The sequence below is a fragment of the Fusobacterium sp. IOR10 genome, from assembly GCF_010367435.1.
Taxonomy (GTDB): Bacteria; Fusobacteriota; Fusobacteriia; order Fusobacteriales; family Fusobacteriaceae; genus Fusobacterium_B.
In genome coordinates, this window is the sequence record NZ_WJWY01000023.1 from 25,741 (window position 1) to 34,408 (window position 8,668).

Sequence of the window (8,668 nt, forward strand, 5' to 3'; positions counted from 1 at the left end):
TTTACAAACTATTTTATTTTAATTAATGATTTCCCGTAGTCAGTTGTATCACCATTTTTCAATAAAATTTCTTCTAATACACCATTTTTGTCAGATTTTACAGGAGTCTTTATCCCAACTGTTGATATATAACCTATAGTTTGACCTACTTTAATTTCATCTCCTATATTTAACAAAGAAGAACCACTTTTATCAAAAAAATAAAATCTCCCAATATTAGTAGATTTAACATAAGTAAAAACTTCCTCTTCTTCTTTGATTTCTTCTAACACTATGTCCTCTTCTAAATTTTGGACTAAATCTTTTTTCATTTTTATCTTTAATTCTTTGGACTCATAATTTATTTCAGATAAATTCTTTTCTGCTAATATTTTTATTAGCTCATCTATCATTATTTCTTCTTTTTCCACTTGCCCCTCCTATGTCTTTTCTCTAATTTTATCACAAACAGAAAAATGTAGCAAGATAAAATTACATCAGTTATTTTATCACTAAACTATCTTTCCCCAATAAATTTATAACCTCATTTATGCAATTTAAAGAAGGAAATATCTTTATATTAGAGTTTTTTACTACTTTTTTATTGCCCTCTTTCATAGCAAAAAAAACACTTGTTTCTCCCCTATATCTCATTAGGATTTCTTTTAATTTAAAAAATTTGTGCTTTTCATTTGCTTTTAATAACAAGTAGACTTTTTTTCCACTTAAAAAACTTAATTTATTTACATCCATTAAGTTTTTTACTATAATTTTTTTTGTTTCATTTCCATTAAAATAATCTAATTTAATATTCCCTGAGATTAAGACAGTTTTTCCCTCTATAAAGTCTAAGGAATATTTTTTAAAATTTTTAGGAAAAATTATTCCCTGAATATTATCTGTATAATCTTCTATTTCAAATATTCCCATTACTTCACCGCTTCTTTTTGTTATTACTTTTTTTATATTGTGCAAAATCCCAACTGTTTCCACAAGATTGTTTTCTTCTAAATCTTTTATATTTTCTATACTACTGAATCTATAAGCTAATAGCATATTTTTATATACATCTAAAGGGTGGGCACTTAAATAAAATCCTAAAAATTCCTTTTCTTTTTCTAACTTTTCCTCTAATTTAAAATCTTCAACTTTAGTCATTGAAAAACTTGTTATTGTTGACTTTGCTTCTCCAAATAAATTCATCTGTTGAATTTCATCTTCTTTTAACCTTTTATTTGCATAATCTATTCCCTTTGAAATTGATTCTATTTTAGCTTTTCTATTTCCCTCTATATCATCTAAAGCTCCAGAATAAACAAGGGCTTCTAGTCCCTTTTTATTAATCCCATATTTTTTTGTTCTAAAAATAAATTCATCAAAGGTTTTAAAATATCCATTTTCTTCAACTTCTTCCTTAATCCCCTCAGAAACTTTTATTCCTAAATTTTTAATAGCTGAAAGAGCAAATATTACTCCATCTTTATCCACTAAAAATTTAGATGCTGCTTTATTTACATTTGGAAACTTAACTTTAATACTATGTTTTCTTGCATCTTCTATATAAATTGCAATATTTTCTATATCATTCATTCCTGAAGTCATTATTGCTGCAAAGTAATATTTAGGGTAATTTGCTTTTAAATAAGCTGTCCAATAGGCGATTAAGGCATAGGCTGCTGAATGGGATTTATTAAATCCATATCCAGCAAACTTATCTATTAATTGAAATATTTCATTTGCTTTTTCCTCTGTATAGCCATTTTTTATGGATCTCTCTATAAATTTTTCTTTATTTTCTTCCATTATATGGATATTTTTTTTCCCCATAGCTCTTCTTAGAAGATCAGCTTCCCCTAAAGAATAATTTGCCATTATATTTGCTATTTTCATAACTTGTTCTTGATAAAGTATTACTCCATAAGTTTCTTTTAAGGTCTCCTTTAAAGAATCATGGGGATACTTTATTTCTTCTATCCCATTTTTACAATTAATAAAATTATCTGCCATTCCTGATCCTAAAGGTCCTGGTCTATAAAGAGCCAGCAAAGCTATTATGTCTTCAAATCTATTTGGTTTTAATTTTTTTAAAATTCTTCTTATACCCTTTGATTCACATTGAAATACCCCTAAAGTATCCCCTTGAGAAAATATTTTATAAACTTTTTCATCATTTAAAGGAATATCTTTTAATTTTAATTTTTGATTTAAATCATTTTCTATATAATCAATGGTTCTTTGAATATTTGTTAGATTTTTTAGACCTAAAAAATCCATCTTTAGTAATCCTAACTCTTCTAATTCCTTCATTTGATACTGAGTTGAAACTGTTGACTCTTTATCTAAATAAAGGGGAACTGTTTCATTTAAAGGATCTTTAGTTATAACTATCCCTGCTGCATGAATGGAAGTATGTCTTACTTTATTTTCTAATCTTCCTGATAATTTTAAAACTGTTTTTATTTCTTTATCTGAATTATAAATATCATTTAATTCTTTTATATTTTTCAAAGCATCTTTTATTGAATAATTAGGTGGAATTAACTTAGCAACCTTATCTATTTTAGATAGTTGTATATTTAAAACTCTTCCAACATCTCTTATTGCTGCTCTAGCTTTCAAAGTTCCAAAAGTTATAATTTGGGCTACTTTATCACTTCCATATTTATTTATAACATACTCAATTAATTCTGCTCTTCTCTCTTGGCAAATATCTATATCTATATCTGGCATTGAAATTCTCTCTGGATTTAGAAATCTTTCAAAAATCAAATTATATTTCAATGGATCTAATTCAGTTATTCCTAAGGCATAGGCCACTAAACTCCCTGCTGCTGATCCTCTTCCTGGACCAATTGGAATTCCTTTATTTTTTGCAAAACTTATGAAATCCCAGACAACTACAAAATATCCAGCATATCCCATTTTATTTATAACTGATATTTCATATTCAATTCTCTCTATTATTTCTTCATTAAGGCCTAAAGGATATCTTTTTTCTAGACCTTTATAAATTAAAGTTCTTAAATAAGATTCAATATTTAATTCCCCTTCAGGTATTACATAGTAAGGGAATTTAAATTTTCCAAATTCAATTTGAACATTACATTTATCTGCAATTTCATTGGTGTTATTAATAGCCTCAATATACTCTTCCCCTAAGGCTTCTATCATTTCTTCTCTAGTTTTTAAATAAAGTTCCTCTGTTTCTATTTTCATTCTTTTTATATCATTTACTTTAGAACCTGTTTGTATACAAAGCATCACATCTTGTAAAACGTGATCCCCTTTATTAACATAGTGAGTATCATTTGTTCCCACACATTTTAATCCAAATTCCTTTGATAAATTAAATAATTTTTTATTTAATTCATTTTGAACTTCAAAACCATTATTTTGAAGTTCAATATAAAAATCTTCTTTTCCAAAAATTTCAATATACTCTTCAATAGTTTGTTTTATTTTTTCTAAAGGTTCCTTATCCAATATTCTTCTAGAAATTTCCCCTTGCATACAAGCAGAAAGACAAATAACACCTTCACTATGATTTTTTAAAAATTCTTTATCAATTCTCGGTCTATAATAAAAGCCTCTAATATAAGCTTCTGAACTTATTTTTATTAGATTTTTATAGCCCTCATTATTTTTGGCTAATAATACAATATGAAAATTTCTACCTTCTTTTTCCTCCATATTATTTTCAGATAAATAAGCTTCAATACCTATAATAGGTTTAATTCCATTCTCTATTGCTTTTTTATACATTTCTATTGCACCAAACATATTTCCATGATCAGTTATTCCAATACTTCTCATTTTTAAAGATTTTGCTTTTTCTATATATTCTGAAATTTTTCCAACTCCATCAAGAAGACTATACTCTGTATGTAAATGTAAATGAACAAATTTATTTTCCATTACAGCATCCTCCTTTGATTTATAACTATATAATATTACATATCTTCAAAATAATATCCATTTTCTTTTAAAATTTCAGAAAATTTTTCTATATTTTCTTTTTTTATTAAAATATGGAAATTTTCAGCCTTTAATATTAACTTTCCAATTTCTTTATTCTTTACAATAAAATTTATTAATTCCTTATCGTCTTTTAATTTTAAAACTTTATAGTCATTTATAACTTCAATTCCATTTACTCTTTTTTCCATTTTTTCAAAGAATTCAACCCATATCTCTGAAAAATTTAAAGATATTTTTTCTTTAAATTCATTAACTTTATCATAATACTGATCTTTCATTTTTATTTTTTTCAAAAAACTGTTTTCTGATACTTTATATTTGTTTGATGAAATCTTAGTTCCAATACTTTCTAAAAATAGTATTTTAATAGGTGAATCTCCTATTAAAGTAATTATCAATCTATCTTCTTCTAAAACAGCTATCCCTTCTTCTTCTTCTTTAAAGGCATAAGTATCAACTCTATCAAAAATATACCTACCTAGTTCTGTAAATTTAATTGCTTTAATTCCTTCAAATTTAGATAAATATCCGTGTTTTAAATACAAAGAATTTTTATTAGAAGGAAGAGTATAAAAAATTTCTATAACTCCTAAAGCACTAAGTATAAATAAAACTGATTTTATAAATGGTTCTATTATATAATTTTTATAATTAAAATAGGACGTTATTTTAGTTCTTTCATAGTTAGCCTCATTTATGTATATATTATCATAGACTGATTTCACATCTAAAACTTCTATAAATTTATCATTATAAATAATATAGTTTATTATATTATCTACATTTACCATTTTATTATCTGGCATTTCCATCAATGCTTCTTTAATAGTTGTTATTCCTCTTTTTATCTCATTATTATTTTTTAGTATTTTATTAACACCTTTTAAGTAATTTAAATACAGCCTAATGTAAACAGAATTTTTATCTTTTATAATTTTTCCATCTAAAAAGTCATTAACTATATTTTTTATATTGCTTGCTTTCAAATAAGAAATATTTAAATATTCATCTTTTAACAAAAAGAAGAATAGAGCTATTGTCTCTGTTTTTAAAAAGCTTAAATCCTTCTCATCTTGATAATATTCTTTAATATTACAATATTTACACATACTACTTTTAGAGGATTTTAAAATCTTTCCGCTTGAAGAAAGCTCAATTTTACCATCTGCAAAAAATTTAAAATAGTTTACAATATCTTCTAAAATAATTTTTTCGTTGCTATCTCTATTTAAATCTTTATATTTTTCAGAGGGATAAATATAACATTCTTTTATTCTAGGTAAAAACTCTCTATACCATCTTACTATATCGTTATCTAAATATAAGTACTCTTCTTTTTTTACTCCATACCCGTATTTAAAAAATCTATATTTATCTTTTAATTGCACATCATTTGAAAATTCTCTACCTTTTTTAAAATATAAATCTCTTTCTTTTATAATATATTTTCCATCCCATGCTATTTTCTCAAATACCTCTTGAACATCTTTAGGAAAACTTGAAAAAGCATTTAAAAAATTTTCTTTTTTTAAAAAAACTTGATCCATTAATTCTAAAAATTTAGATTTATTACTTTCCTCTGTTATTAAAGAAACTTCAAAAATTCCCATATTTAATCCTATATATCCCTCTGCAATTAAATCTATAAAATAAACTTTAAATAGTTTATATAAATCATTTTTTGTATAAAATTTGTTAACTGCTTCTCTAAATTGTGTTCTACTTATTCCCATAAAATCCCCTATCCTTCTAACTACCTAATATAAACTCTATATCCTCTTCATCTAAATTTTTAACTGCTGCACCTTCATCTGAAATTAAGCTTTCGACTAATTGAGTTTTTGTTTCTTGTAATTTTAGTATTTTTTCCTCTATTGTATCTTTTAAAATCATTTTATAAGAAAATACTGTCCTATCTTGTCCTAGTCTATAAGCTCTATCAACAGCTTGATTTTCAACAGTTTTATTCCACCAAGGATCATAAATAAATATTGTATCCGCTGCTGTTAAATTAAGTCCTACTCCTCCTGTTTTTAACGTCATTACGAAAACTTTATATTTTTTATCAGTTTGAAATTTATCAACTAATATATGTCTATCTTTTGTTGCACCTGTCATTGATAAATGTTTTATATTATTCTTCTCTAATTCTTTGCATATTCCTTCAATAGAATTAATATAATTAGCAAAGACTAAAACTTTATGATTATTTTTTACTGCTTCTATTATATTTTCTATAACTACTATCTTTTTACTTGAAATAACAGATGCATTTTTTATTTCTGGGCAACTTGTAATTTGTCTTAGCTCATTTAAAGCTTGTAAAATATAAAATTGAGATCTGTTAAAACCTTTTACTTTTATATTTTCATGAACCATATTATAGTAGTACAGCCTTCTTTCTTCATAATATTTCTTTTGACTTTTGTTCATTTCTATATAAACAACTTTTTCTATTTTATCTGGTAAATCCTTCAATACTTCTTTTTTTATTCTTCTTAAGATAAAAGGATATATTTTTTTTCTAAGCTCATTTATTGCATCCTTATCATTATCTCTATGTATAGGAACTGCATAAAACTTATTAAATTCTTCAGCTGTACCAAACATAGAAGGATTTAAAAATCTAAACAATGAATATAACTCTCCCAAATTATTCTCAACAGGAGTTCCTGATAGAGCTATTCTATTTTTTGAGTTTAAAAGCATCACTGCCTTAGTAGTTTGAGCATTAATATTTTTTATATTTTGAGATTCATCTAAAATTACTAAGTCAAATTTTATTTTTTTTAATTTTTCAATGTCATTTCTAACTGTTCCATAGGTTGTTAAAATTACTTCAGCATTCATTATCTCTTCTAAATTTCTATTGCTTCCATAATATATTCCTGTATTTAAATTAGAACTGAATTTTTTTATCTCACTTTCCCAATTATAAACCAAACTTTTAGGCATTACAACTAGTGTTTTTTTATTTGTTTTTCCATGGATCTTATTTATTAAAACAATTGCCTGCAATGTTTTTCCTAAACCCATATCATCTGCTAAACATCCGCCTAAATTATTTTTAACTAAATAGGCTAACCATTTACATCCATATTCTTGATATTTTCTAAGAGTTGCATTTATTTTTGGTAATCTTATTTTTTTATTTTCCAAATCATTTATTCCAAGAAAAAAATCTTTTCTTTTGTTTATTTCTGTTTTTAAAATTTTATCATTAATCATTTCATCAACTATTGGTAAATCAAAAAATGATATTTTCACTTTTTTATTTTCATCTATCTTGAAAACTTTTTCTAATTTTTCTATGTATTTTTTATTTATTATTGCATTGGTTCCATCACCTAATACAATGTAGGAGTCTTTTTTTAAAGTTGATATAATATCTGCTATACTAAACTTTTCTTCACCTATTTCAATTTCTAATTCTCCTTCTAAAAAATCTATAGAATGTTTTAATTTCCCAACCAATCTAGGTTTTACAACTTTAATACTATATTTTTTTAATTTATCCGTTCCTATAACTTTATATTTACCAGCTAATTGTAAAAAATCTTTCTTTACAAATTCTTTAGCTAATTTTTCCTGTATTATTAATAAATTATCCTCATCTAGAAAATATCCATATTTTACTCCTAGATTTTTTTGATGCCTTGTTATTATTTTTAAAATCTTATCTATAAATTCGTTTGTTTTTTCCAAATCAACTTTACATTTTGATATTTTTTTCTCTAAATTATTAATTATAATTACTTCATTTAAATTGTTCTTTCTAATAAAATCATCTGAAATAGAAGAGTACAGTATATTAATTTTTAAATAAAGACTATTATCCTGAGAAATTTTATCAATAACTAGTTGTGGAATCCCTTTTAATTCTAACTTTTCTTCCACTTTATAATCTAAATAATTTATTTCAATATTATTAACATAATTATTTGCTAGAGATAAAAATATTTCTATATCACTCTTATTTATTTTTATGTTTAAATCTATTAATAAACTCGTATCTAAAAATAAATCTGGAAACATATACATTATTCCCTTTCTAAAAACTAAATGCTCATTTAAAATTTTAAAATTTGAATATTTATTGTTTAATACTAATCTTGCATTTAAATTATTTTCATCTTCCTCTATTTCTTCTAACTTCAAACTCAGTGTATTTTCTTTGTCTGCCCATAAAATTTTATTAAAATTTTCATCTACAAAATTATCTATTTCTTTTAAATAATCAGATATTTCTGAAACTTGTTCAAAATAAAGTTCTTTTTTCCCTTCTTCCCAACTAATAAAAAAATCATCCTCTTTGGTTTCTTTTAGCAAGGAAATTAATTTTTTCATATTTATATCCTGAATTTCATATCCACTAAAATCGGATATTTCAATTTTTTCTTTTGAAACCGGAATAATATAATCTCCATCATTATCTATAATAAGCATAAAATAAATTTCTTTTTCATTTTTTAATTTCATAATTCCCCTATTTTATCTCCCTTTTTTATTTTTTGCTAAGATTAATTATATCACAATTTCTTCTATCCATCAAGTTTATCAAGTCTTTACCATAAAAAAAAGGGACCTTTTGTAGTGCACCCAAAATCTTAGACAAATAAGATGGAGGGTGCATTTCTTATGTCCAAATTAACAAATAAACAAAAAATAGAAATTTATGAAAGAAGGTTGAAAGGAGAAACAGTAAAATCTT

4 protein-coding genes are annotated in these 8,668 nt (G+C 24.4%); all 4 read right to left on the reverse strand.

What is annotated here, in order from left to right:
* Window positions 1-8: 8 nt before the first annotated feature.
* Window positions 9-410: a biotin/lipoyl-containing protein gene (locus GIL12_RS07355; RefSeq protein ID WP_163469858.1), complete on the reverse strand. Its 402-nt coding sequence runs from the start codon at window positions 408-410 to the stop codon at window positions 9-11.
* A 70-nt stretch (window positions 411-480) separates the two neighbouring features.
* Entirely contained in the window at window positions 481-3,894 is a 3,414-nt protein-coding gene (locus tag GIL12_RS07360; RefSeq protein WP_163469859.1) for a DNA polymerase III subunit alpha, read from the reverse strand.
* 35 nt (window positions 3,895-3,929) lie between these two features.
* Window positions 3,930-5,690: a hypothetical protein gene (locus GIL12_RS07365; RefSeq protein WP_163469860.1), complete on the reverse strand. Its 1,761-nt coding sequence runs from the start codon at window positions 5,688-5,690 to the stop codon at window positions 3,930-3,932.
* 16 nt (window positions 5,691-5,706) lie between these two features.
* The gene (locus tag GIL12_RS07370) at window positions 5,707-8,436 is read right to left on the reverse strand and encodes a DEAD/DEAH box helicase (protein WP_163469861.1); all 2,730 of its coding nucleotides are present in this window, start codon (window positions 8,434-8,436) and stop codon (window positions 5,707-5,709) included.
* Between the last annotated feature and the right edge of the window lie 232 nt (window positions 8,437-8,668).